General features: G+C 67.5%; 24 protein-coding genes and 1 pseudogene. 21 read left to right on the top strand and 4 right to left on the bottom strand.

Annotation, left to right across the window (positions count from 1 at the left end):
• Positions 1-27: 27 nt before the first annotated feature.
• Together AB0I77_RS45245 and AB0I77_RS45240 are read right to left on the bottom strand one after the other, a co-directional pair.
• Positions 28-489: a hypothetical protein gene (locus AB0I77_RS45245; RefSeq protein WP_363288749.1), complete on the bottom strand. Its 462-nt coding sequence runs from the start codon at positions 487-489 to the stop codon at positions 28-30.
• Between the two features lie 328 nt (positions 490-817).
• Positions 818-1,628 (bottom strand): annotated as a pseudogene (locus AB0I77_RS45240) (transposase); the annotation flags it as partial.
• A gap of 824 nt (positions 1,629-2,452) precedes the next feature.
• Between AB0I77_RS45240 and AB0I77_RS45235 the strand changes: the two are divergent.
• The 9 genes from AB0I77_RS45235 (at position 2,453) to AB0I77_RS45195 (ending at position 12,283) form a co-directional block, all read left to right on the top strand.
• Positions 2,453-3,106: a hypothetical protein gene (locus AB0I77_RS45235; RefSeq protein WP_363288748.1), complete on the top strand. Its 654-nt coding sequence runs from the start codon at positions 2,453-2,455 to the stop codon at positions 3,104-3,106.
• Complete coding sequence (locus AB0I77_RS45230) at positions 3,103-4,179, top strand: hypothetical protein (protein ID WP_363288793.1); 1,077 nt, start codon at positions 3,103-3,105, stop codon at positions 4,177-4,179. The genes AB0I77_RS45235 and AB0I77_RS45230 overlap by 4 nt, the downstream gene beginning before the upstream one ends.
• A 150-nt stretch (positions 4,180-4,329) precedes the next feature.
• A complete protein-coding gene (locus AB0I77_RS45225) occupies positions 4,330-4,641 on the top strand; it encodes a hypothetical protein (RefSeq protein WP_363288747.1) in 312 nt (103 codons plus the stop codon).
• 11 nt (positions 4,642-4,652) lie between these two features.
• Positions 4,653-7,658 carry a DUF6531 domain-containing protein gene (locus AB0I77_RS45220; RefSeq protein WP_363288746.1) on the top strand — a complete coding sequence of 1,002 codons (3,006 nt, stop codon included), beginning with the start codon at positions 4,653-4,655 and terminating at the stop codon, positions 7,656-7,658.
• The gene (locus AB0I77_RS45215) at positions 7,544-9,079 is read left to right on the top strand and encodes an RHS repeat-associated core domain-containing protein (RefSeq protein WP_363288745.1); all 1,536 of its coding nucleotides are present in this window, start codon (positions 7,544-7,546) and stop codon (positions 9,077-9,079) included. Before AB0I77_RS45220 ends, AB0I77_RS45215 begins: the two co-directional genes overlap by 115 nt.
• Positions 9,080-9,134: 55 nt before the next feature.
• The gene (locus AB0I77_RS45210) at positions 9,135-9,686 is read left to right on the top strand and encodes a hypothetical protein (protein WP_363288744.1); all 552 of its coding nucleotides are present in this window, start codon (positions 9,135-9,137) and stop codon (positions 9,684-9,686) included.
• Between the two features lie 748 nt (positions 9,687-10,434).
• Positions 10,435-10,563: a hypothetical protein gene (locus AB0I77_RS45205; protein WP_363288743.1), complete on the top strand. Its 129-nt coding sequence runs from the start codon at positions 10,435-10,437 to the stop codon at positions 10,561-10,563.
• A 689-nt stretch (positions 10,564-11,252) separates the two neighbouring features.
• Positions 11,253-11,720 (top strand): GntR family transcriptional regulator, encoded by a 468-nt coding sequence (locus tag AB0I77_RS45200; RefSeq protein WP_363288742.1) that lies wholly within the window; start codon positions 11,253-11,255, stop codon positions 11,718-11,720.
• Positions 11,717-12,283 (top strand): HD domain-containing protein, encoded by a 567-nt coding sequence (locus tag AB0I77_RS45195; RefSeq protein WP_363288741.1) that lies wholly within the window; start codon positions 11,717-11,719, stop codon positions 12,281-12,283. The genes AB0I77_RS45200 and AB0I77_RS45195 overlap by 4 nt, the downstream gene beginning before the upstream one ends.
• Here the strand turns inward: AB0I77_RS45195 and AB0I77_RS45190 are convergent.
• Together AB0I77_RS45190 and AB0I77_RS45185 are read right to left on the bottom strand one after the other, a co-directional pair.
• Positions 12,271-12,744 carry an NUDIX domain-containing protein gene (locus tag AB0I77_RS45190; protein WP_363288740.1) on the bottom strand — a complete coding sequence of 158 codons (474 nt, stop codon included), beginning with the start codon at positions 12,742-12,744 and terminating at the stop codon, positions 12,271-12,273. The two genes, AB0I77_RS45195 and AB0I77_RS45190, sit on opposite strands and share 13 nt — an antisense overlap.
• 2 nt (positions 12,745-12,746) lie before the next feature.
• Positions 12,747-13,463: an XRE family transcriptional regulator gene (locus AB0I77_RS45185; RefSeq protein ID WP_363288739.1), complete on the bottom strand. Its 717-nt coding sequence runs from the start codon at positions 13,461-13,463 to the stop codon at positions 12,747-12,749.
• Positions 13,464-14,029: 566 nt separating this feature from the next.
• Between AB0I77_RS45185 and AB0I77_RS45180 the strand changes: the two genes are divergently transcribed.
• From AB0I77_RS45180 to AB0I77_RS45125, 12 genes are all read left to right on the top strand, one after another.
• Complete coding sequence (locus AB0I77_RS45180; RefSeq protein WP_363288738.1) at positions 14,030-14,323, top strand: hypothetical protein; 294 nt, start codon at positions 14,030-14,032, stop codon at positions 14,321-14,323.
• On the top strand, positions 14,320-14,772 hold the full coding sequence (locus tag AB0I77_RS45175) for a Pycsar system effector family protein (protein ID WP_363288737.1): 453 nt from the start codon (positions 14,320-14,322) through the stop codon (positions 14,770-14,772). Before AB0I77_RS45180 ends, AB0I77_RS45175 begins: the two co-directional genes overlap by 4 nt.
• Positions 14,769-15,095: a DUF6303 family protein gene (locus tag AB0I77_RS45170; protein WP_363288736.1), complete on the top strand. Its 327-nt coding sequence runs from the start codon at positions 14,769-14,771 to the stop codon at positions 15,093-15,095. The genes AB0I77_RS45175 and AB0I77_RS45170 overlap by 4 nt, the downstream gene beginning before the upstream one ends.
• Positions 15,092-16,087, top strand: a complete 996-nt coding sequence (locus AB0I77_RS45165; protein WP_363288735.1) for a DUF2637 domain-containing protein — start codon at positions 15,092-15,094, stop codon at positions 16,085-16,087. The genes AB0I77_RS45170 and AB0I77_RS45165 overlap by 4 nt, the downstream gene beginning before the upstream one ends.
• Complete coding sequence (locus AB0I77_RS45160) at positions 16,084-16,440, top strand: hypothetical protein (RefSeq protein ID WP_363288734.1); 357 nt, start codon at positions 16,084-16,086, stop codon at positions 16,438-16,440. Before AB0I77_RS45165 ends, AB0I77_RS45160 begins: the two co-directional genes overlap by 4 nt.
• Positions 16,437-17,129, top strand: coding sequence for a hypothetical protein (locus AB0I77_RS45155; RefSeq protein ID WP_363288733.1), 693 nt, complete (start codon positions 16,437-16,439; stop codon positions 17,127-17,129). Before AB0I77_RS45160 ends, AB0I77_RS45155 begins: the two co-directional genes overlap by 4 nt.
• On the top strand, positions 17,126-17,947 hold the full coding sequence (locus AB0I77_RS45150; RefSeq protein ID WP_363288732.1) for a phosphoadenosine phosphosulfate reductase: 822 nt from the start codon (positions 17,126-17,128) through the stop codon (positions 17,945-17,947). The genes AB0I77_RS45155 and AB0I77_RS45150 overlap by 4 nt, the downstream gene beginning before the upstream one ends.
• A gap of 152 nt (positions 17,948-18,099) precedes the next feature.
• Positions 18,100-20,340, top strand: coding sequence for an FtsK/SpoIIIE domain-containing protein (locus tag AB0I77_RS45145; protein ID WP_363288731.1), 2,241 nt, complete (start codon positions 18,100-18,102; stop codon positions 20,338-20,340).
• Between the two features lie 140 nt (positions 20,341-20,480).
• Complete coding sequence (locus AB0I77_RS45140) at positions 20,481-20,732, top strand: hypothetical protein (protein WP_363288730.1); 252 nt, start codon at positions 20,481-20,483, stop codon at positions 20,730-20,732.
• A gap of 35 nt (positions 20,733-20,767) precedes the next feature.
• Positions 20,768-20,956: a hypothetical protein gene (locus AB0I77_RS45135; protein ID WP_363288729.1), complete on the top strand. Its 189-nt coding sequence runs from the start codon at positions 20,768-20,770 to the stop codon at positions 20,954-20,956.
• Positions 20,957-20,968: 12 nt separating this feature from the next.
• Positions 20,969-21,445: a hypothetical protein gene (locus tag AB0I77_RS45130; RefSeq protein ID WP_363288728.1), complete on the top strand. Its 477-nt coding sequence runs from the start codon at positions 20,969-20,971 to the stop codon at positions 21,443-21,445.
• 11 nt (positions 21,446-21,456) lie between these two features.
• On the top strand, positions 21,457-22,251 hold the full coding sequence (locus AB0I77_RS45125; RefSeq protein ID WP_363288727.1) for a hypothetical protein: 795 nt from the start codon (positions 21,457-21,459) through the stop codon (positions 22,249-22,251).
• Positions 22,252-22,254 lie beyond the last annotated feature (3 nt).

Below are 22,254 nucleotides of genomic sequence, written 5' to 3'. Positions count from 1 at the left end.
ACGGCTCTTCTGGAGTGAGATCGCTGGTCAGGCCAGGAGTTCGTAGTTGTGCTGGTCGGGCCGGGGGCGGAGGCGTTCGCGTTCTCTGTGGGTGTGGAAGGTCCAGTACTGCGGGAAGTCGCCGTTGCTGATGAGGGCCCGGAGGGTCAGGACGGCTTCGACTCCGGGGACGCTCCACCGGCTGCCGGTGATATCGAGACGGTCGGCCACGAGATGACGCGCTGCTCCTTCGACGATGCCGCTGGCGATCGGCCATCCGGCATCGAGGGCCTTGTCGTAGTGGAGATAGGTGGCGTTGTTCTCCAGGTAGCGGCAGGCCCTGTTCGCTGCGGCCCGTTGATCTGCGGACAGGCCCGGCCGGTCGGCTTGCGTGCGGATGCCGACGATCGCGCCAAAGGCGTCGCCGGCCAGGTCCGGGCGGCTTTGGCTCCGACCCAGGTCTCGGCAGCGGGATCGGTGGCGGTATAAAAACACCGCGAGGCAGCCCACAACTTCTCGATCACGTGGACGATGTCGAGGACGACATGGATGGTGACGCCTCATCGGGCGGCCTCCGCATGGATCAACTCGAGCTGGTGCTCGGCACCGTCGACCAGAACCACCCAGCACAGACGGTGCTGCGGATCACAGGCTTGTGCCTCGTCGAACGTGGCGGCGATGACCTGGTCCGCGTCGTGTTCCACCGAGGCGGTGAGCCATTTCGCGCGGGCTTTGGGCCCCTTGCGCGGGGTGCGGCGGGTGGTGCGGCCTCGGGGCGGGGTGATGATGTCGTGCGGGCGGAGCGGAGCCGGATCCGCGTCATGGACAACGGCCAGCGCGGGATCTTCAGCACCGCCTGATGGATAGCGTCGCTGATGGTCATTCCGACGGAATACGACAGCCACCGCCCCGGTCTGGAGAGCCAGTCGAGGAAGGCATGGGTGCCGGAGGCGGAGTCGGTGCGGATCAGTGTCTGCCGTCCCCGCCGCAGGTGTCTGGGCAGTTGAGCCAGGGCGAGTTGAGCGGTTTCGATGTGGTCGGCGGCGGTGTTGGAGCCCGTGTTGCCGGGCCGCTGCAGGGCGGCCACCGGCTCCCCGGACCGGGCCTGGCCGTGGTCGGCGAACGCGACGAGCGGATGATGGCCGAAGGTCTTCTTCCAGGTCGCGGTGGCGTCCTGCTTCTCGGAGTACGCGAGCACCAGCACCCCGTCGATGTCCACGATCATCTGGCCGTCGGCGGCCGGACTGCCCGCCCCTGCCAACTCCCAGATCCGCGTCCGCACTTCGGGACGTGCGCCCCGGATCGCCGCAAGAGCCTTCGGGCCGGACGCGGCGAGAGCGTCGACGAGCCGGGAGACCGTCGGATCGGAAGCCACCGGGCCGAACACACCCGGCTCGGCCCGCAGCATGGCGACATCGGCCAGACAGTCGCCGCCGAGTGCGAAACCGCCAGGGCCACATCCAGCAGGATCTTGCCCGGATCGTGCACAGTCCGGGGCTTGCGCCATGGCGCCGGCGCCGCCGATATCGCCGTGTCCAGGCCCAACTTGCGGACCGTCTCGACCAGCAGCACCGCCCCGGCCTGCGAGACCACCCCACGCCTCTGCCCTCGACGCGAACACGCGGATACGACCAGCTACGCTTCTTCACCTGGAGAGTGCTTCTTTCCTTGCAGCTGACAGGACCCTCGACAAGTCCCATCGTTGTAGGTCAGTGGCACTCTCATTTATTTGATCAAGACCCGGACAGGCCCACTCGCGCAAGCGCGAGGTTAGAGCGCGCGAGGGGTGCGGCGGTGGAGATCGCCCTCGGAGTCGGCGAGCCGTTCGTCCAACGCAGCGCGTCAACGAGGGCTTCGCAAAGGGTCTTCGCACCGGCGAGGGCTCGGCGGCGCATGTCATCGGTGAGTATGAGTCGCCGCCCGATCCGTGAGGATGAACCGGGCACCCTGGTCAGGTATTTACCGGCGACCCGGCCTGCTGGTGTCGGCGATCGAATACGCGGCTGAGTACTTGGGCGTTGGCGAGCACGCTGCTGCCGCACTCGAGATCCTCATCCCGGGTCCAGGGAGCGAGCGGGTCTGACCAGGGTCGTGCCATTGTTGAATCCGTTGATGACCGGTTGGCGCGAGGGGAACGGCAGCAGGACCCCGATTCGGCAGCAGCGGCCGCGTACCCGGCGCGGGTCGGGCGGATGGTCCAGGACATCGGCCAGGCTGACCAAGCGCCCGGTGTTAGGGCGGCGCAGTCTAACGGCGTCTGCGCACGGCATGACCTTCATCGCTTTTCTCGCCCGTCCTTGTACGCACTCGTAATGACATGCAGAGAGCAAACCGTACATAAGAACCGTTCCAGCGCTGAGGTGTTGGCCGAAGACGTACCCCTCCGCCACAGCAAACTGTGCAGCGGTGAAATCATGAGCCCCTTGAGTACCGACGGGTGCTTTGACCAGCCCTCACCCCACGGGAGCCAGAAGTGAATCGCCGTGTCCTGCCCGTTGCCGCCGCGCTCACCGCGTCAGCGGCCCTCCTGCTCACCGCCTGCGGTTCGGGAGGGGACGACGACTCGTCCTCGGACAAGATCAAGGGGGCGGACGTCGGAGACACGGAGGCTTCAGCGAGCCCCTCCTCCTCCGCATCATCGGGCGGCGTCAAGCGGCCGGAGATTCCGCTCCCGTCGACCTTCACGATGACCTTCGAGGGGTGGACGAACAGCGATCCGAAGCTCCAGGCGGTCTTGGACGACGGCAAGGAGGCGCTGCGGGCGGACCATGCAGCCGTCATCGAAGCCGACCCCGATGCCGACTACGTGGCGTTCTACAACGAGGGTGCGGCCCTGGAATCGGCCCACACATGGATCAAGGGCTTCGTGAAAACGGACGACAGCCTGACCGGCAAAGTCCGCGTCTTCGACTCGCAGGTCCGCCTGAACAGCCAGGGCCTTGGTGTCCTCTTCTACTGTGTGGACGAGAACAAGGCGTACACGAAGAACCGCAAGACGAACAAGGTCGTGGGCACGCCCGACAACGTCAGTCCGTTCCTTCAGTACCGCACCACGCTGGAGAAGACCTCCCAGGGTGTCTGGAAGACCCGATCGGTGCAGACGGAGCGGGGGGCGTGCGGGCAGTGAAGCGGGTGAACAGGGCACTCTGCCTCCTCGCGGCGGCACTCGTCGCCTTGATGTCATCGGCGGCTGGGGCATATGGCTACGGCGAAAGTGACGACATGGCTCCCAGCCCACCTCCGCCCGGCCCTTCTGGCGGAGCCTCCGGCAATGCGCTGACCGCCTCGGCCACGACCACCGGCATCAAGATCAGGCAGGTCAGCGGTGGTGGCTCAGGCACCTCTCCGAAGACGCTCGCCCCTGTGGACCCCAACTGGGAACCACCGGCGTGCTGGTACGAGCCCGTGGCCACACCCCAGCAGCTGAAAGATGCCGTGGACAGGCTCAAGAAGGGCGGGGATCTTGTGCCCGTCACTCCCTCGCTCAGCTGGGGTGAACAGCTGATGGTGGACCACTACGGCAAGGGCAAGGCGGAGTTCGACAGCGGCGAGGGGTACGAGAACTACAACCTCGGCAAGGACGGTTACTTCTGGCGCGGGGTGATCAACGAGAACCGGCGGAACGAACTCGACTCCATGGACTGCGAGCGCACCCTGTTCTGGCAGAACGCCAACACCCTCCCCGACGACGAGCACGCACCCACTCCTGACGTCCTTGCCGCCTACGCCTACGACAAGATCAACGTTCCGGGGACCGAGGTCGAGCTCAAGCCCGCCGCCAAGTCGACGGTGAACCTGCCGACCTGGGTGTGGCTGGACAGGGCCACGTTCCAAGAGGTCAAGGTCCGTGCGGAGTTGCCGAACGCCGGCGTGTGGGCGGAGACGACGGCCAAGCCGGTCGCTCTGCACCTGAACGCTGGCACGGAGGATGCTGAGACATACCCCGCCTCCGGTGACTGTGCGATCAACGACGACGGCTCGATCGGCACTCCGTACACAAAGGGTGATGCCGACAAGACTCCGCCGTGCGGCATCAGGTACCTGCGTGCGAGCGGCGGCGAGCCGTTTCAGCTGAAGGCGTCCATCACCTGGCAGATCTCCTGGGAAGGGTCCGGTGGCGCGAACGGCGACCTTCCGGACGGCACCTTCGAGACCACCCAGGACATGAACGTCCAGGAGATCCAGTCCATCAACCGCTGACACCGTAGGCCGGCCCGCACCGTCGGCAGGACGTCCTTAACAGTGGAATCTTTACCTTTCCTTGGATCATGCCTTGCCCGCTCAAGAACCAGCCCACCTAGGGTCGTTCGGTCGGCATGTGCACAGAGTGAAGTGCGGGGGACGGGCAACATGTCGGACCTGAAGAAGGAAGCGGCGTCGCTGCACAAGGCGGCCTCAGGCCTGCGCACGCTGGGGCATCACACGGCGAAGCCGTTGCAGGAGTTCAAGGCCGCCTCGCACGACCTGGACGCGCTGGGTGCACTCGGCTCGCTGCTCGGGGCGAAGAGCGAGATACAGGAGGGCATGACCACCCTCGCCAAGCTGGCCAAGGCGTTGGACGAGGAGTGGGGGGCCGAGGCCAAACTGATGGGCGAGGTCTCCGACGCCTTCGACCTGCTGGACGTACTGCTGGCGGCCGCGGCCCGGGCGAAGAAGGGCTGAGCGGCGCGGCCATGGTGGATCTCAACCCGCTGCACTACGTCAGCAAGTTCAACCACATGTTCGGCGACTCGCTGGCCAGCGGTCTGGAGTTCCTGGGTATCTCGGATCCGGCGGTGGACCCGGACGGCGTACGGGAGATCGCCAAGAAGTGGCGGCACCTGGCCACGGGCCTGGACGACGCGGCCACCGCCGCCGAACGCGCGCTGAGGGACGTGGAGTGGGAGGGCAAGGCGGCCAAGGCGTTCCACAAGCGGGCCAAGGCGACCCGTAAGAACGCCACGGAGATGGCGCATTCCCTGCGCGAGGGTGCGAAGGCGCTGGACGATTTCGCGGACAAGGCGCACGAGTTGCTGTCCGAGATCGGCGTGATGCTCGCGGAGATCGCCGAGTTCGAGATCGCGGGCCTTGCGCTGTCGATCCTCACGGCGGGTGCCTCCGAGGTGGCCGCCACGCTGGTGGCGGGGGAGCGGGCGCTGAAGGTGGTGGCGCTGATCGCCCGGATCGAGGAGGAGGGGACCGCGCTCGCGTCCGTGATCCGCGGGGTGATGGAGGTCATCCGGGGCGTGGAGCGCGCTTTGAAGGCGTTGAAGGAGATACGCGGGGTCGCTGCGGTGGCGAAGATGGCCAAGGGGGGTATGGAGTTCTCCGCCTTCGCGACGCTGCTGGAGGATCCGGGCGCGTTCAAGGATCCGGACAAGCTGGCCGGCATCCTGGCCGAGGGCGCGGTGCTGGGCGTCGGTTTCGGAGTCCTCGGCAAGGCGCTGGGCAAGGGGCTGAAGGCGCTCAAGCCGGCCGACCTGGCCAAGCTGAGCAAGGGTTTGAAGCTGAACTGCGCGGCCTTCGAGCGGTTGAAGCTGAACCCGGGCTTCGACAAGCTTCCCGCGTCGATCCAGAACATGGTCAAGAGGTTCGTGCGGGACCCGATCGACGTGGCCACCGGCGACATGGCCCTCACCCGCAACGATGTAGCCCTGCCCGGCGTGCTGCCCCTGATCATCGAGCGCACGCACATATCGTCTTACCGCTTCGGCGGCTGGTTCGGCCCCACCTGGGCGTCCACTCTCGACCAGCGTGTCCAGGCCGACGACGACGGCTTCATCTACGCCACCGCCGACGGCGCCCGCATCTGCTTCCCCAAACCGGATACCGAGACCAACGAGCCCGTCCACCCGGAAACGCCCGGCTCACGCCTCGCCCTCACCTGGGACGACGAGACCGACGGCGCGATCAGTATCACCGACCCGGACACAGGCCTGGCATACGTCTTCCACAGCCCGGTCCCGGCCGCTGACGACACCGCGGTCGACCTGCCGCTGCAGCACATCCAGGACCACCACGGCAACCGCATCACCATCGTCTACGCCGACGGAGGCGACATCCCCACCGCAGTGGTCCACTCAGGCGGCTACCACATCGCCCTCGATCACCATCCCACCCAGTCCCGCATCATGGGCCTGCGCCTGCTCGATCCCGATGCCCCGGACGCCCCTGGGACCACTCTGCTCACCTTCAGCTACAACGAGGCCGGTCACCTGATCGAGGAGACCAACTCCTCCGGCCTGCCGATGCGTTACACCTACGACGCCGACGGGCGCATCACCTCCTGGACCGACCGCAACAACACTACGTACTGGTACACCTACGACGACCACGGCCGAGTCATCGCCACCGGCGGCACCGGCAATGCCCTGGCCTCCACCCTCACTTATCACGAAGCCACCCGGACCACCCGTGTGACCGACTCCCTCGGGCACACCCGCGTTTACGAACACAACGAGAATCTGCGCCTGATCCGAGAGACGGACCCACTCGGCAACATCACCGTGCAGGAATGGGACGAGGACCTCCACCTCGTCGCAGTCACCAACATGCTCGGCCACACCAGCCGGTACGAGTACGACGACAATGGCCGGATCACGCACGTGGTGCGGCCCGACGGCGCGGAACTCCTCACGGAATACAGCGCACTTGGCCTGCCGACGTCGGTGACGGAGGCGGACGGCTCGCGGTCGGTGCGGGAGTACGACGAAGTCGGGAACCTAGTGGCCATCACAGGCCCGGCCGGTCGCACGACGCGCTTCGCCTACGACAGAGTCGGTGGCCTCGCACAGGTCACCGACCCCCTCGGCCACAGCACTTTCATACGCAACGACACGGCGGGCCTGGCCGTCGAGGTCACTGACGCTCTGGGTGCCACGAAGGTCTGCGAGCGTGACAGATTCGGGCGGCCCGTCCGCCTGACAGATCCGCTGGGCGCTCAGACCCGCCTGGAGTGGACCATCGAGGGCAAGCCGGCCCGCCGTGTCGCGGCAGACGGATCGCAGGAGTCCTGGCTCTACGACGGTGAAGGCAACTGCACCCACCACGTGGACGCGGGCGGCGGCGTCTCCCGTTACGAGTTCACGCACTTCGACGTCCTGTCGGCACACACCGGCCCCGACGGCGCACGCTACGAGCTCACCTACGACACCGAACTCCGCCTCGTGCAGGTGCTCAATCCGCAGGGCCTGACGTGGAACTACGCATACGACGCGGCAGGCCACCTGGTCGCAGAATCCGACTTCGACGGGCGCGAGCAGAGCTTCACGCTCGATGCCGTCGGCCGGCTCGTGCAGCGTACGACCCCCCTGGGCGAAACGATCCGCTATGAGCACGACCAGCTCGGACGGGTGACCTGCAAGGACGCCGCCGGACGGATCACGGACTACTCGTACAACGCGGCCGGGCGCATGCTGCGGGCCGCTGCCCGGGACGCGATAGTCGAGTGGCAGTGGGACGAAAACGGCCACCTGCAGTCCGAGTCGGTCACCCCAGTGGACCTCCCGACCCGCACGCTGAGCCACACCTACGACGAACTCGGACGCCGCACGAGCCGTACGACCCCTGCCGGGGCAGTCAGCACATGGCGGTACGACGAGGTCGCAACCGTAGCGAACTCACGACAGCAGGCCGCAGCCTGCGCTTCGAGCACAACACGGCCGGACGCGAGACCACCACGCGCATTGGCGAGCACCTGACCTTCACCCACTCGTTCGACGAACTCGGACGCCTGACGGCGCAGTTCGTCACGGGTTCAGAGGGCAGCAGAATCCACGAACGCACGTACCGCTATCGCACCGACGGCTATCTGACCGGCGCCGAGGACCAGGCCACCGGCACCCGCGGCTACGACCTCGACGTCCTCGGCCGGGTCACAGGCGTGACCGCCGCCGGATGGCGCGAGACCTACGCGTACGACGCAATGGGCAATCAGACGGACGCCACCTGGCCCACAGGCCACCCGGCACCCGAGGCCCAGGGGCGGCGCGAGTACACCGGCACCAGGATCGTGCGGGCCGGCGGCATGCGCTATGAGCACGACGCCGCCGGTCGCATGGTGTTGCGCCAGAAGAATCGTCTCTCCCGCAAGCCCCAGACATGGCGGTACACCTGGGACGCCGAGGACCGGCTCACGTCGGTCATCACCCCGGACGGATCAGAATGGCGCTACGCATACGACCCACTGGGCCGCCGACTGGCCAAGGAACGGATCGCCGACGACGGCATGACAGTCGTCGAACGCGTCGACTTCACCTGGGACGGCACCACGCTCTGCGAGCAGACCACTCATGGCGGCAACCACCCGGCCTCCGTCACGCTGACCTGGGATCACGACGCACATCGCCCGCTCGTCCAGACGGAACGCCTGAGCGCCGGTGAAACGCCGCAGGACGAGATCGACGAACGCTTCTACGCCATCATCACCGACCTCGTCGGTACCCCGACCGAACTGATAGGCGAGGACGGCGACACAGCCTGGCGCATGCGCTCCACCCTCTGGGGCACCACTGCATGGGCCGCTGACAGCAGCGCCTACACACCGCTTCGCTTCCCGGGCCAGTACTTCGACCCGGAAACCGGCCTCCACTACAACTACTTCCGCCACTACGACCCCGAAACAGCGCGTTACGCCAGCCCTGACCCACTCGGTCTCGCGCCGGCGCCCAACCCGGTCGCGTACGTCCTCAACCCTCACCTCTGGAGTGACCCGCTCGGTCTCGCGCCCTGTCGTGTCTTCGCCGTGGACAGCTCCGGAGTCGCCCGCGAACTTCCGGTCGCACAGTTCGAGGAGCGCTTGTTCCCAGGGGTGAACGACAATCTCGCAGAAGCGCTGGCAAGGGGAGAGAGTCCCATCGTCGAACGACTGACCGGCCGTCGGAACATCCGGCGGAACCGACGCCAGGCACAGCAGGGGCTGGACCGTCCCCCAGCGGAGATGACATGGGAGGAATTCCCCTTCGCTTCCTCGAGCCAAGGCGGTCGGGGCGCAATCACCACACTTGTCGAAAGGGCTGAGAATAATAGGCAGGGTGGATTCTTGAGCGCCTTCTACGCAAAACACGGAATCCAGAATGGTGACCCCTTCTATGTCCTACCGGAAGGGTGGTTCAGACGCTGACCTGTAGACTCCACTCGCCGACCGCCTTTTCATTCGAGGAACCTTCGAGGCAAGCATGACCGCAGTGACCGAGTTGCTGGACAGCATCCGAGGGGAGCTTTCCCGTTTCGACCGGCCCGTGGTGGCCGATCTCGAACAACCGGGGCACCCCGCGGACGAGCTGCGCCGCCTGCTCGGCGACCTCCCGGAAGAGGTCACGGACTGGTTCTCCTGGTGCAACGGCACCCGTCGCCGCCCGGGACAGACCGTGGGAGATGTGGCGTTCATTCCCGGCTACATCTTCCCCTCCGCGGAAGAAGCGAGAGAGGTGCGCCGACTGGGATTTCCAGATCTGGATGCACTGGGAGAGTGGATCCCCATCCTTCTGTCCGCCTCGTCTGACCTTTATGCCGCAGTCTGGAAGGAAGACGAATTCGTCGGTGTGGCCGGAGTCGTCGAAGGTGCCGACACCGAGATTGAGTTCCTCACCGTGGAGGAGATGCTGCGCGTACAGCTCGCGGCATACACGGGCGGAGCGTACTTCCTGGAGGAAGGAGAACTCGAAGTCGATGACGATCTTCTCGACGGCGTCTATCGGCAGGTCACAGGAAGAGAGCCTCTGTACTGACACACGCCAGGAACGCGCTGATTTCAAGACCGGTGTGGTCGAAGAGTCGTCCAGCCTCGCGCAGAACGTCGGCGATCACATCGGGGTGGTGTGCAGGCGGCAGACCCGGTCAGCGCGTTGGCCGTGACCGCTGCTCTCGGCTTCGACGCGCTCAAGAAGGGGCTGGCGCGCAGAGCACGAAGGGCGGGCGGAGGGCGACCGATGAACCGGGCCAGGGCGGGTGCTCGCGCCCGCAGCGCAGCTCGCCGCCCGCCGACGCGGATGGCGTCAGGTTCGCGCTGGCGACCGGTTTTCTCGTTCTTTGTCCGGGGGCAGGCCGTGGCCGGGACCGTCCCTGGAGGTGTGGCGCGAGTGGGACGCGGGCGAGCTCGCGGTGCACCTTCAGGATGGGACGCCAGCGGTCCGGGTCGCCAGGGCGTAGCTCTGCGGCGTCCCGTGAACAGCGGACCCGTGCCGCGCCATTCGCGGAGCCGGTCCGCAGCCCCCGGGCGCAGACGCGGCGTTGCGACCCCTGCTGGACGAGTCACACCGAAACTGCGACGTCCATGGACGCGACCGGGCGCTTCAGCGCTCTGGCGACCGTGATCCATATCGAAACCCCGGCGGTCGTGGAGCATCTCGCCGGCGCCAAGCAGCGTCCCGAAGTGCCACAACTCTTCCAGCCCATGCGAAAGACCGACGACACGGCGCAGAGTAGAGAAGGTGAGGCGCAGAGAACCCGCCCAAGGTCGTCATCGAGTACGTCGTCGTGGATGGGCCCGAAGGCGAGCAGTTGGCGATCAGGCAGAGCGAGGCCATCCGCGAGGTCCTCGTGTGGCTGTACACACACCAGGGCTGCGCGGAGCGCGACAAAGAGATTGCCGGCAACGCAGAGTGACTGCTCCGTGCTCCCGCACGCTGAACGTGTCTTCACGCAGGACCCAGAGAGTGGCGCCAGGGCGGGGCGATTCCCGCCATGCCCCTCCGGTTGCTGGTGCAGCCGCAGGGCCGAGCGCATGAATCAGCGCACCAAGACCGGCCGAAGCAGCGTTCCCATGTACTGATTCCCCCCGGGGCACCCACCTGCGCAGAAGCCCAGACCAGTCCCGACCTGCGCAAAAGCGAACAGCCGAGGGTCAACCAGGAAAATCTGACTGACCCTCAGCTGTCGAGTTGCCCAAAAAGCGCACTGACCTGCACTTACGCCGCGCAGGCGAGTGCCCCCGGCAGGATTCGAACCTGCGCACACGGCTCCGGAGAGCATGCGCATGACATGCTCGATTATGGCCCTGACCTGCGTAGATGTAAATCCGAGATCGTTCGGTCCCGACTCTCACGCACTGCTCACGCATTCGCTGCGTGCTCCCGGAGCCATCGGCCTATGCGCTGCCGCTGTCAGGAGTGCTGTAACACCCCGGTGTTACAGCCTCGGAACCCGGACAGTCGGACACTTGCCCTCTAGGGGTGTCCGGTCCATTCGTGCAGGTCAGGGGCCTAACCGGACAGTCGGACACGTGGGACACTCTCAGGGTAGATACACCATGCGAGGCTTGACGTCGACGACGGGCGGACAGAGAGGGAGAGCGAGTGTCGCAGCAGGCGAGCCCGCGGGGGACCTTCCGAGTGATCGCGGATGCGCTCAAGGCGCAGATTGAGGCAGACCCGAAGATGGTGGAGCTGCCAACGGTCGCGGAAGTCATGGATGCCCAGGACGTATCTCGCGGCGTCGTGCTCCGGGCGTTCGGCACGCTCCAGAAGGACGGAGTCGCTGAGCCGGTACCTGGCGGACGCTGGCGCGTGATCAGGGAAGGGCAGCAGACGGACCGCCGGCCGCTGGCGGAACGGCTCACAGACGTCTTCGTGGATGACCGTCTGCAAGTGGGGGCAACCTTCCCCAGTGCTTCCGCGCTGAGCGAGAGGTTCGGTGTCTCGCGTCCGACGATGACCAAGGCGTTGGAAAAGCTGGAAGCCGCGGGATGGCTGTCTGAAGGGGGGCAGGGCAAACTCCGCATCGTGCGAGCCCTGCCGAATCGAGAGGAGAGTTCCTCGTTTTGACGGGACTGACGGAGTGGGCCTACCCACTTGCCGAATCGTTGCTTGCTGAGCCGCTGCCGCGCCGCTGGAAGCATTCGTTGGGCGTCGCTGAGCGGGCGCGCACAATCGCCGCCGTTGTTGGCGAAGACGCCGAGCTGTTGGAAGTGGCTGCGGTCTTGCATGACATCGGATACTCGCCGGATCTCGCCAAGACCGGTTTCCACCCGCTGGATGGTGCTCGCTACCTCCGGGATGTCGCGCAGGCAGACACGCGGGTTGTGAATCTGGTTGCTCACCACTCCTGTGCCTGGATGGAGGCTGAAGCGCGGGGACTGCGTGCGGAGTTGGAGGGCGAGTTCCCCCGCGAGAGCGCGCACCTCAACGACGCTCTCTGCTTCTGCGACATGAACACGACGCCGGACGGTACGCCGACGAACCCCGTAGATCGGGTCAACGAGATTGCTGGACGGTATGGGCCGGACAGCCTGATCGGTACGTTCATCCGCCGCGCCGAGCCAGAGATTCTGGCGAGTACAGCGCGTGTGCTTGAGCGGGTTGCGACCGTCAAGCGTCAGCCGATGTAAGGGTTTTTCCGCGTCCGATCCATGGCGTGCTCAATTCGAAGCCGCATGGTGGGGTGAACATCCAGTTTCAACAGGTCCGTTGGGTCAACCCAACGGACCTGTGTCGTTTCGTTGCTTGTGCGCAATTCACCGCCAACAGGCTTGGCTCGAAAGCAGATGCTGAACTGTTGGCGGATCTCTCCGTCGTCGTACTGCATTACGTGGCCGGGGTCGGTGTAGATCCCGGAAATGTCGACGACTTCGGCTTTGACACCGGTCTCTTCCCAGACTTCGCGCACAACGGTGTCGCTGATGGACTCGCCGACGTCATGCCCGCCGCCGGGTAGCGCCCAACGGCCGTTGTCGGACCGTTGAATCATCAGCACCTGGCCCGCATCGTTCTGGACGAACGCCACGACCGAGGGCACGACCGAGTTGGCCGGCGGGGCGTCCGGGTCGTGCAAGTAGTCGATGCGTCCCATGCTCAAGCTCCTGTGATGTCGTGTTCGGTTACTGGCCTGGCGCCTTCCCAGGTCTGCTGAACGCTATTGGCGAAGGTGTCGAACAGACCACCTCCGGGGAGTCGCCGCAGGTGGAGTACGGGCGCCATGTAGGCGCCGATGCCGTACACGTGCGTGTTGGCCAACATCTCGTCATCGGCGCGGTAAATCGAGTTGTAGAGCACTGTGTCGTGCAAGCGGAAGTCAATCTCCGGGTGGCTGGTGAACAGCGGGCGATAGTTGACCAGCGCATTACGGATCTTGCCATCCATGATGCGATGCCCTTCGTCGACGCCGCGTCGGATGACGGCTTCGCACTCTGGATCACCCATGAGCACTCGGATACGCACGCCGCTCTCGGATTTCTCCTTCAACGTCGAGAAGAAGAGAGGATCCTCCGCCAGGTAGATACCGGCATACACGAGGATGTCGATGCGCTCCGTGGCACGCTCGCACATCTCGCGCCAGAGGCCTGAGGGCACGACATGCCGATGAGGGTAGACAGTCACGATCTCGGCCTTGCTCAGGTCAGCCGCAGAGTCTTGAGTCCGGGAGTCGTCCCACAGCGTCGTCACGTCCACCTTGAGCGCTGCTGCCGTTGCGTACTGGTGGCGCCGGTACGGCACCTTGCCCTGCGTGATCCAGCGCTCCACTGTCTTTGCGTTGACCTTGAGTTCGTCCGCGAGGCTCTGGACGGTCATGCCACGAGCTAACAGGGCTGACCGCAACCGCTCGTTGGGCATCTGTACCCCTTCGTGGGACATCTAGGGAGCTCTTGACGGTAGCCAGATGATCCGGAGCTGTCCACGTACGGGGTGACCAACTCCCCTGACCTGGGGCGATTCTGATTGTGCGCCAAGAAGTCCCGGCGCAAAACCAAGAGGTTCCGCCAGAGTGCTTGACGGACCCCTATGCAGTACCTGTAAAACAGGTACTGCAACACCAACTGCCCGGAGGGCCCCGTGAAACGGGTCTGAAGGAAGCAGCTGATCTTTGAGAAACGCCTGGTCACAGGCGCACATAAGTGGGTCTCTGAGCCGTCTCCCCCGAAGTGACGGCCGCGCGGATGCAAGACCGTGCGACTCCAACCCCTCCGCAGCGTCATGCATCTGCGCTGCGGCCGGTTGCCTCCGTTGCTCGTCTCGTACGAGCAGCGCCGAGGGGAGCCGGAACGCACTTCACTGCCTGCTCTCCAGAGCGGTCGCCTCTCACCACCAGGCCACGACCGCCAGCACCTTCCTTGTCCCTTCGACATCAGGAGCGCTGCATGCGTGCCTACATCGGCGGTCATCAGGCCGTCTCTGTCAACGAGTTCATCGAACTGGCCCTTGGTACCCCGGTTGAGCTGTGGCTGGGGGAGGAGGGCGAGACCGAGGAAGAGCGCGCGGCCCGGCTGGACGCCGCGCGCGACATCCTCGCCGACAACCCGGAGCTCCCGGACAACGTGACCCGCATCGTCGCCGAGGTCATCGAGGCGCACGCCCCGGACCTGTTCAACGTTGTCCCGCTGGCCCGCCCGCTCGGGCGCCGTCGGTCCTCCCGGAAGGGAGCGGCGGCATGAGCGCCCTGGACACCAACGCCCTGCTTGCCGCTGCGCATGCGGAGGTGAAGGCGGAGATCACGCGGACCGACACCAAGACCGGTCTGTTGCTGGCGTTCGTCGGCGCGGTGTTCGCCGGCGCCTGGACGGTCGCCCGTGACCTGCCGATGAACCTGCCCGCGTACGTGGTGGGCGGGCTCGGTATGGCGGTGCTGGTCGCGGCGGCCGGTCTGCTGCTGCGGTCGGTGCGGCCGAACGTCAAGGGGCGGCACGGTTTCCCGCTGTGGGCCACCTTGACCCCCGAAGAGATCAACGACGCCGTCTCCCGTGACCTGGCTGCCGACATCGCGGGCTTGTCCCGCCTCGCGGTCGCCAAGTTCGTCTGCCTGCGTCGCGCGGTCGACGTGACCTGTGTAGGCGGCGCCCTGCTCATCCTGGCTGCCCTGCTCGCGGTCGGGGGTGCGCGATGAACGGGCGGGTGCTGCGGGCTCAGATCACGATGCGGTGCTGCGGGGCGACGGCTCCGGAGCGGACCGCCGGGCCGTGCTGGCAGCTGTTCGTCGTGATGATCGGCCGGGTGGATGACTGGCCCGTCTTCACGTGGCCCACCTCGCCGCAGGCCCCGACGGTCGAAGATCGCGCGGCGGCGCTGGCCTCGCTCGGCTTCGCGCTCGCCGAGGACGCCGAATGGGAGTGGTGCGAGGACATCACCTCGGAGTACCACCCGCACCCGGTGCGCGTGGTGCTGATGGCCGCGGCGCAAATCCGGCCGCTGGACGGGGGTGCGGCATGACCAGCACTGAGACGACACAGACCGTCGAACGTCCGGCGGTGCCGCCGTTGACGAAGCCTGAGCTGTGGCTGTTGGGTGCGGTCGCCGTACTCGCAGCCGGGGTTGGCGGGCTGGGTCTGGCGTCCTCGTTCGAGGCGGTGTCGGACGCTGGCGCACGCTGGGGCTTCGCCTCCCCGTGGATGCTGCCGGTCGGTATCGACGTGGCCATTCCGGTGTTCACCGCCGCGTTCCTGCTGCTGATCCGCACAGACATGCCGCTGGGCTGGGTGCGGTTCGTACCGTGGGCGCTCACCGGGGTGACGTGCTGGCTGAACATCGCGGCCGGACACTCCCTGTCCGCGAAGCTCGCGCACGGCACGATGCCCCTGCTGTGGGTTGTCCTGTCCGAGGTGGCCGCGCACGTTTACGCCTCCCGGATCGGCGCCGTGACCGGCCGCCGGATGGAGAAGATCCGCCGTTCCCGCTGGCTGCTCGCTCCGCTGTCCACGTTCGCCCTCTGGCGGCGCATGACGCTGTGGGAGGTCACCTCGTACGCGGATGCCCTGGGGCGCGAGCGTGAGCGGCAGTTGGCCCGTGCGGAGCTGCGTGAGCGGTTCGGTCGGCGGTGGCGCTCCAAGACGCCCCGCCCCGAGCGGGTGCTGTTGAAGCTGGGGGAACTGGCCCCGGCCAGTGAGGACGTTCCCCCCGTTCCGCCGCAGGACCCGGAGCCGTCGAAGCAGGAGGCGCCCAAACCGCCGCGCAAGCGCGCCCCCAAGGCCAAGACCAAGACCGGCAAGGCTTCCCGGACTCCGGCGGAACTGCTCGCCGAGGCGCGTGAGGCCACGGCCGGGTGGGCGGATGACGCGATCAACGCCGAAGCGATCCGCACCACGCTGCACTGCTCGGCAGCCAACTCCCGCGTCCTGCGGGACCTGCTGCTGAACGAGCGCGCGGACGGCCGACGGCTGCACCCGATCGACGGCGCCGACGACGGCGAGGGGGCTGCGGCATGAAGTCACAGCCCATCGTCGGCGCCGCGGTGTTCACCGCGGTGATGGAGACGGCCGGTTACCGCTGCCAGTGCACCGGAGCATGCGGCAACCTGCACGCCAAGGGCGGTGGCCGGTGCCAGCACGAGCACGACCACTACACCAGCAAACACGGGCGCCGGGTGCGGCTGATGGCCGCGCCGGTTGACCCGCTCGCCACCAACGTCGCCGCCGTACGGCTCCCGGCCGATGCGCTGCGGGCATGGTGCCCCGACTGCCACGAAGCCGCCGCACGCCAGGCCAGGAAACAACTCCCCGCGGCCCCCGCGGCTCAGTGCGCGCTGTTCGACCTGAGTGCCGGAGAGGACCCCTCATGATCGGCCCCATCACTGATTTCCCGTACCTGCTTCAGCAGGTCAGCGACCACATGAGCTGTGACAAGACCCTGCCCGCCCTCAACGGCGTCTACTTCGAGGCCCGAGGCGCGTACCTGTACGCGGTCGCCACCGACCGCCACACGATGGCCGTCACCCGGCGCCGCCTGGAGACCCGCACGGCACGCCCGTGGGCCGTGCTGGTGGGCGAGCAGGAACTGAAGTCGCTGCGGGCGTTCGCCCGCCTCAACCGCCGTACTCCGCTCACGCTGGAGTTCCGCCCCGCGACAGTGGATCTGTTCAAGCCCAACGCGCTCGCGGTCCGGGCCGGGGGCCAGTCACTGGAAGTGCCCGGCTACGACGGCGAGTTGCCCGCCCTGTGGGCGCGCGACCAGTGGCGCGAGACGCTCACGAGCCACCTCCACAGCGCCCCCAATCTGCGGCAGGAACTCACTCTGAACCCGACCCTGCTGGCCCGCTGGGGACGCTCCGGGGGAGTCGCCCGGAACGCACCGCTGACCGTGTGGACAGGCGGCCCCGGCAAGCCGCTCGTCATCACGTGCGGAGAGGACTTCGTGGGTCTCCAGATGCCCATCCGCGTCAGCTCCGACGCTGCGCAGCCAGCCGACATCGTCTCCCGATGGGGCGACCTCGCTTCGCACGCCGGCCAGAGTGAAGGGCAGGCGGCATGACGACCACGACCGAGCCGGTGAAGGCGTTCAGCTTCGGGGGCGGCTGGCAGTCCACCGCGGCCCTGGCGCTGGCCGCGCGCGGAGAGCTGGACTACCAGACGTTCATCTTCGCCAACGTCGGTGACGACTCCGAAAAGCCCGCCACCCTGCGCTATGTCGAGCAGTACGCGCGCCCGTTCGCCGAAGCCCATGGCCTGGAGCTGGTCACGGTCGGCCGGGTGCGCCGGGACGGCACGTCCGAGACCCTGTACGGGCGCATCACCCGGGAGGGCTCGCGGTCGCTGCCCATCCCCGTGCGGCTGTCTCCGAGCGGGGCGCCGGGCACCCGGGCCTGCACCGGCGACTTCAAGATCAAGGTCATCGGTAAGGAGCTGAAGCGGCGCGGCGCGTCTCGCGACAACCCGGCCACGGTCGGCATCGGCATCAGTGTGGATGAGATCGGACGGGCGAATGCCCGGCGCTGCGAGCCGCATGAGCGGATCGAGTACCCGCTGCTTGATCTCGGCATCCGTCGGGCGGACTGCCCGCGCATCATTCGATCCGTCGGTCTGCCGGTGCCGCCGAAGTCGGCGTGCTGGTTCTGCCCCTTCCACCGGCCGGAGAACTGGCACGACATGCGCCGGGATGAGCCGGAGCTGTTCGCCAAGGCGTGCGACCTCGAAGCGCTGCTCAACCGGCGCCGGGACACGCTCGGCAAGGACCACGTGTATCTGACCCGCCTGCTGCGGCCGCTGGCCGACGCGATCCCGGACGGGGTCGACACGCTGCCCTTCGACGACACCGACACCGGCTGCGACTCCGGCTGGTGCATGACCTGACCAACCCAACAGCCCCGGCATCCACGCCGTGAGGGCGCCGGATCGAATCCGGCCCGGGGCACGCACGACCGCACGACACGGGCCCGGCCGCTCACCTCCTACAGCGTCGGCCGGGCCCGCTCTCCCTCACACCAGAAGTGGAAGGACCATCAGTGAAACACCCCGACGACGACAACGAACTGTTCAACCGGCTCGAAGCCGAGATGACCGACCCGGGCACCGTGTCCGGGGGCGAGGTGGTCGACCTCGGCAAGGCGCGCACCGCGCGCGACGGGTCGGCCGACCCGACCCCCGACCCGTCGGCCGACTCCCGGCCGTCGAAGTCGGCCGACCCGGAGCCGACCGAGTCGGCCGACGCGCGGCCGACTCTGGTCGACCAGAAGGTACCGACTGTGTCCGGCCCCGGCGTCATCGACCGCATCAAGAACTCCAAGCGGCTGGACGTCTTCCCCGGGTGGATGAAGTCGGGCCAGGAGTTCAAGGAAGCGCTCGGCTGGCTGGCCGGGCACGCCTGGCACACCGTCGCCTTCCACGCGGTGCGGGTGCCGTTTGTCTACCTGCCCAAGCTCATGTGGCGCTCGCCCCGCGGCGCACTCAACACCCTCGGCAAGGTGGGGCGTTGGGCCGTGGACGGCGAGGGCGAGGCCCTGCGCCAGTACACCGCCACGAACGAGCAGGTCGACGAGTACCTGAAGCTCTCGCGGCAGCGTGACCGGCGGGTGCGGCTGCGGATGGTTCTCACCGTCCTCGGCAGCATCTTCGCCCTGGCTGTGTCCCTGTTCCTGGTGTTCGGGGCGCAGCCGATGACGCAGTTCATCGCGGCCACGGTGGCCGTGCTCGGCTTCGGCCTGGCCGGGGCGCCGGCCGATGCGCCGCTGGCCACGCGGGCGGTCATCAAGACCGAGGTGCAGAAGCTGACCAGCGACATCGTGGTCAAGGCCATGGCGTCCATCGGCATCGGCCAGATCGCGTCCGCGGTCGCCAAGGGCCAGGACGGTATCCGGTTCGTCTCGCCCATCACCCGCGAGGGGCCGGGCTGGCGCGCGGACATCGACCTGCCCCTCGGGGTGACGGTCGCGGACGTGGCCGACCGGCGCGCCCGACTCGCCTCCGGCCTGCGCCGCCCCCTCGGGTGCGTGTGGCCGGACGCCGACCCCAACGAGCATGAGGGACGGCTCATCCTGTGGGTGGGTGACCGGGACCTGTCCAAGACTGGCATCGTCAAGTGGTCGCTGGCCAACGCCCGCCGGCACGACATCTTCAAGCGGAACCCGTTCGGCATCGACCCGCGCGGCCGGGCTCAGTCGGTGCCGATGATCCAGCACAACATCCTGGTCGGCTCGCTGCCCGGCCAGGGCAAGACCGCATCCGTGCGCGTGCTCGCATGCGGTGCCGCCCTGGATCCGTCCGTTGAGCTGTGGCTGCACGAGAACAAGGGCACCGGCGACCTGGACGCCCTCGAATGCGTCAGCCACCGGTTCGTCTCCGGCATTGACGACGACTCGGTCAAGTACGCGGCCGACTCCCTCAAGCTGCTGCGCGAGGAAGTCATGCGCCGGGCGGGCGTGATCAAGAAGCTGCCGCGGGATCTGTGCCCGGACAAGCGCATCACCCGGCAGATTGCCGACAAGCGCTCGCTGAAGCTGTGGCCGCTGGTCGGAGTGTTCGACGAGTGCCAGAACCTGTTCGCCCACCCCAAGTACGGCAAGCAGGCTGGTGAGGACGCCGAGTTCATCATCAAACTCGGCCGCGCCCTGGGCGTGATCCTGATCCTGGCCACGCAGCGGCCCGACAAGGACTCGCTGCCCACGGGGATCAGCGGCAACGTGTCCATCCGGTTCGCACTCAAGGTCGCGGGCCAGGTCGAGAACGACATGATCCTCGGCACGTCCGCCTACAAGAACGGCGTGCGCGCCACCTCGTTCCGCCCGGAGATCGACGCCGGGAACGGCTACCTCGCCGGCGCCACCACGCTGCCGGTCGTGGTGCGCACCGCCTACCTGGACGACAACGCCACGCACGCCATCGCTCAGCGTGCGCTCGCACTGCGCAAGGCCGAGGGCACCCTGTCCGGGCACGCGCTCGGGGAAGACGCCGAGAGCACGGCCGGACCGTCGTACGACCTGCTCGCCGACGTCGCCGCGGTCGTGCCCGCGAGCGAGAAGCGGGTGTGGAACGAGCGGATCGCCGCCCGACTGGCGGAGCTGCGGCCGGAGGTCTACGGCGGCTGGAAGGGCGAGAACGTCACGTCCGCGCTCAAGCCGCACGGCATCAAGACCACCGGCGTGGCCGGGACGACCGACGACGGTGAGCGCACCACCCGCCGCGGCATCGTCCGCGACGACCTCACCGCAGCAATTGCGGAGCGTGACGAAAAGCAGGGCGCCGCCTAGCCCCGAGTGACTGCTACCGGTAGCGGGGTCACCTGCTACCGGTAGCACCCCCGCTAGCACCCCAAACAGCATCCCATCTGCGCTCTAGCGGATAGCACCCCACCTGCGAAAACCCCGGAAACCCCGAGAAAGGGGCCCCGATGACCCCCATAGCCCTTGCTATGGCCTGCCTACTCGCCGTCACGCTGTGTTACGCGGCTGTGTGTGCGGGGAGCCCGTTCGGCGACTGCCGCAAGTGCAACGGCTTCGGCTTCGCCATGACCACCGACCGCAAGGGACGCCCCAAGCGGGGCAAGAACTGCCGCCGCTGCAAGGGCCGCGGCAAGCGCGTCCGTGTCGGCCGCTGGATCTACAACCGCGCCTCACGGATCTACCGCGAAGGCACCCGCTGACCACCCCACCCCCTCACCGGAAGGAACCCCGCCGCATGGCCGTGACCATCTCCCTGGCCCTGCTCTTCGGCTTCCTGCTCGTCATCCTGCTGCGCTCCAAGGCGCTCGGAGCGGGCTCCGCGTTCGTCGCCGTGATGTTCGGCTTCTACCTCGCCTCCACCGGCGCCGCCGACACCGTCAACCAGCTCATGAGCGCCGTCGTCAACGCGCTCCCGGACCTGTAGAGGAGGCAGGCCATGAACGAACACGTCCCCGCCCTGCGGCCCGACACACCGACCGCCCCGGCGCACGACCCGGTCGCGCTGAGCCTGTACGCGCCGGACCCCGCGGCCGTCGAACTGGCCGCCGACCGCGGACCGGTGGTGTGGGTGCCCGACGCGTACGGGCGCATGGTCCCCATGCCCAAACACCTCGCCCCGGCGCCCATGGCCGCGCCGGAGCCGCGCGACCTGACCCCGCTGCCCCTACTGGACCCGATCGCTCAGCGCTTCATCGGCGCCGGGATCGGCGGGGGCGCCCTGTCGGCCGGCGTCGGCTACGGCATCGGCGAGGTCATCAACGCCGTCGCCGGGTTCAGCTCCGGCGCCGCCATGTGGATCGCCCTCGCCGTCCTCGCCTGGCGCACACCCGTCCGTGCGATTGCCAACGGCCGGAGCGGGAGCACGGTCCACATCCGCAAGGCCGTCATCAAGCGCAACCACTTCCACGGCTGAGGGGAGCGGCTTTGCGCTTCTACCTGACCACCCACAAACGCCACTGGGTCCGGCTGACCGACGTGCCGCTGTTCCTGAAGTCCGAGCACTTCGTGAACGCGGCCAAGCTGGATCCGGCCCGCGGTCCGTACGCCGTGGACTCCGGCGGCTTCTCGGAACTCCAGCGCCACGGCCGTTGGACGCGCACCCCGCGCCAGTACATCGACGACCTGCGCCGCATCTGGGAACACGTCGGCCCGTACGACTGGGCTGCCCCACAGGACTGGATGTGTGAGGACCTCATCATCCACGGCGGCACGGCCGGACCGCTCACCTTCGTCGGCACCCACCTCAGCGTGCAAGAGCACCAACGCCGCACCGTTGCCAACTTCCTCGAACTGCGCTCCCTGGCCCCCGAACTGCGGATCGCCCCCGTGCTTCAGGGGCGGAAGGTCGCGGACTACGAGTGGTGCGCGGAGCTGTACGAGAAGGCAGGCGTCGACCTGACCCGGGAGCCCACCGTGGGCCTCGGCTCGGTCTGCCGCTTGCAGTCCACAAGCGAGGGAGCCGCCATCGTGACCGCGATGGCCGCACACGGGCTGAAGCTCCACGGCTTCGGCTTCAAGACCCTGGGCCTGGCCCGCGTCGGTCACCTCATGGCCTCAGCCGACTCCATGGCCTGGAGCTCCCACGCCCGCCGCCGCCCGGCCATGCCCGGCCACACGCACAAGAACTGCGCCAACTGTCTGCCCTACGCCCTGCGCTGGCGTACCCGCGTGCTGGACGCCGTGCCCACCTGGCAACAGCCCTTCCTCGACGCAGCCTGACGA

This window comes from Streptomyces sp. NPDC050619 (assembly GCF_040654815.1).
Classification (GTDB): domain Bacteria; phylum Actinomycetota; class Actinomycetes; order Streptomycetales; family Streptomycetaceae; genus Streptomyces.
Note: the sequence above shows the minus strand (reverse complement) of the source record. Positions and strands in the feature narration are given on the sequence as shown.

Coding starts and splice junctions, on each gene's coding strand:
- AB0I77_RS45225 (WP_363288747.1), top strand. CDS start 4,330: ATGTCGGACCTGAAGAAGGAAGCGGCGTCGCTGCACAAGGCGGCCTCA.
- AB0I77_RS45220 (WP_363288746.1), top strand. CDS start 4,653: ATGGTGGATCTCAACCCGCTGCACTACGTCAGCAAGTTCAACCACATG.
- AB0I77_RS45215 (WP_363288745.1), top strand. CDS start 7,544: ATGGCGGTACGACGAGGTCGCAACCGTAGCGAACTCACGACAGCAGGC.
- AB0I77_RS45210 (WP_363288744.1), top strand. CDS start 9,135: ATGACCGCAGTGACCGAGTTGCTGGACAGCATCCGAGGGGAGCTTTCC.
- AB0I77_RS45190 (WP_363288740.1), bottom strand. CDS start 12,744: ATGGGACGCATCGACTACTTGCACGACCCGGACGCCCCGCCGGCCAAC.
- AB0I77_RS45185 (WP_363288739.1), bottom strand. CDS start 13,463: ATGACCGTCCAGAGCCTCGCGGACGAACTCAAGGTCAACGCAAAGACA.
- AB0I77_RS45180 (WP_363288738.1), top strand. CDS start 14,030: ATGCGTGCCTACATCGGCGGTCATCAGGCCGTCTCTGTCAACGAGTTC.
- AB0I77_RS45175 (WP_363288737.1), top strand. CDS start 14,320: ATGAGCGCCCTGGACACCAACGCCCTGCTTGCCGCTGCGCATGCGGAG.
- AB0I77_RS45170 (WP_363288736.1), top strand. CDS start 14,769: ATGAACGGGCGGGTGCTGCGGGCTCAGATCACGATGCGGTGCTGCGGG.
- AB0I77_RS45165 (WP_363288735.1), top strand. CDS start 15,092: ATGACCAGCACTGAGACGACACAGACCGTCGAACGTCCGGCGGTGCCG.
- AB0I77_RS45160 (WP_363288734.1), top strand. CDS start 16,084: ATGAAGTCACAGCCCATCGTCGGCGCCGCGGTGTTCACCGCGGTGATG.
- AB0I77_RS45155 (WP_363288733.1), top strand. CDS start 16,437: ATGATCGGCCCCATCACTGATTTCCCGTACCTGCTTCAGCAGGTCAGC.
- AB0I77_RS45150 (WP_363288732.1), top strand. CDS start 17,126: ATGACGACCACGACCGAGCCGGTGAAGGCGTTCAGCTTCGGGGGCGGC.
- AB0I77_RS45140 (WP_363288730.1), top strand. CDS start 20,481: ATGACCCCCATAGCCCTTGCTATGGCCTGCCTACTCGCCGTCACGCTG.
- AB0I77_RS45135 (WP_363288729.1), top strand. CDS start 20,768: ATGGCCGTGACCATCTCCCTGGCCCTGCTCTTCGGCTTCCTGCTCGTC.
- AB0I77_RS45130 (WP_363288728.1), top strand. CDS start 20,969: ATGAACGAACACGTCCCCGCCCTGCGGCCCGACACACCGACCGCCCCG.